The 1,590-nt window shown below is 35.3% G+C and carries 1 protein-coding gene; it reads right to left on the bottom strand.

All coding sequences use genetic code 11. The annotated features are described in order from the left end of the window. Window positions 1-280 precede the first annotated feature (280 nt). Window positions 281-1,333, bottom strand: a complete 1,053-nt coding sequence (recA, locus tag HU235_RS10930) for a recombinase RecA (protein ID WP_095297673.1) — start codon at window positions 1,331-1,333, stop codon at window positions 281-283. Window positions 1,334-1,590: the final 257 nt, after the last annotated feature.

Below are 1,590 nucleotides of genomic sequence, written 5' to 3'. Positions count from 1 at the left end.
TTATTATACCCCTAAAAATTGCCATATATACTAATGTCCTTCACATAGTTTGTTATATATAGTATAGGAATTAGATAGCTTTTTTTTCTAACTAAAAAAGCTATCTCTATAAGGCTGTTTTCCTAAACTTTGTTGCTATTTATTAAGTTGCTATTTTCGTTGATTTCCTCGTGCAGTACCAACTTTTCATGGGATGCAATAAAATTAATGCTAAGAAATCAACAATTTGTACTTTAACGCGGCCTATTTATGATAAAAAAAAAGGGCCAAATGCCCTTTTTTAATCTTCTAGTAAATCTAATGCTTCTTGATCTACTGCTTCACTATCTTTCGCAAGAATTACTTCATCATCTAAGCCATAATGTTTGCGAATTTGTTCTTGGATTTCAAGACGAATTGCTGGATTCTCCTTGAGAAATTGCTTCGCATTTTCTCTTCCTTGTCCCAAGCGCTCTTCATTATATGAATACCAAGCTCCACTTTTTTGTACGATGTCAAGCTCTGAACCTAAATCAATGATTTCTCCTTCTTTAGAAATCCCTTCACCATACATAATGTCAACTTCTGCTACCTTGAACGGAGGAGCAACTTTATTTTTGACAACTTTAATTTTCGTTTTATTACCAACCATATCATTACCTTGTTTAAGTGTCTCAGCACGACGAACCTCTAAGCGGACAGTTGAATAGAATTTTAACGCACGGCCACCTGGAGTTGTTTCAGGATTTCCGAACATAATCCCAACTTTTTCACGGATTTGGTTAATAAAAATAGCAATTGTATTTGATTTATTAATAGCACCTGATAGTTTACGTAATGCTTGTGACATTAATCGAGCTTGAAGACCAACGTGAGAGTCTCCCATTTCCCCCTCGATTTCCGCCTTTGGAACTAATGCTGCAACAGAGTCAATAACAAGAATATCGATAGCACCACTACGAACAAGGGCTTCAGCAATTTCAAGCGCTTGCTCACCTGTATCAGGTTGTGATAATAAAAGTTCATCGATATTAACACCTAGTTTTTGAGCATAGACTGGATCTAGAGCATGCTCAGCATCAATAAATGCAGCTTGTCCACCTTGATTTTGCACCTCTGCAATTGCATGTAGTGCAACAGTTGTTTTACCTGAACTTTCAGGACCATAAATTTCTATAATTCTACCACGTGGATATCCACCAACTCCTAATGCAGCATCAAGTGCTAGTGACCCACTAGGGATAGTCGAAACTCTTCTATCTGTTTGTTCCCCTAATTTCATGATGGAACCTTTACCGAATTGCTTTTCTATTTGTTTTAACGCCATATCTAACGCAGCTTGACGGTTACTCACTAAATTTCCTCCTTTAATCGTATCTATTATTAATATAACGCTTTTTAAACCATTTGCCAAGTAAAAAATCGAACATTCATTCGATTATTTTTACAGAGAAAATCCCTTTAAAAAGTTTGTTTTCATTAAATGAAAAATCGATTACCTGCCCATTTCCCTATTTAAATTTCTTATTTTAATCAGATGAATTTTCTCTCAAAATAAAGCAGGGCTGCCTCATCAAAGAAAGACAGCCTTAAAGTTTAATTATATCATTC

The organism is Metabacillus niabensis (assembly GCF_902829255.1).
Classification (GTDB): domain Bacteria; phylum Bacillota; class Bacilli; order Bacillales; family Bacillaceae; genus Metabacillus; species Metabacillus niabensis.
The sequence above is the reverse complement of the archived record's forward strand: the minus strand, read 5'-3'. Positions and strand labels throughout refer to the sequence as shown.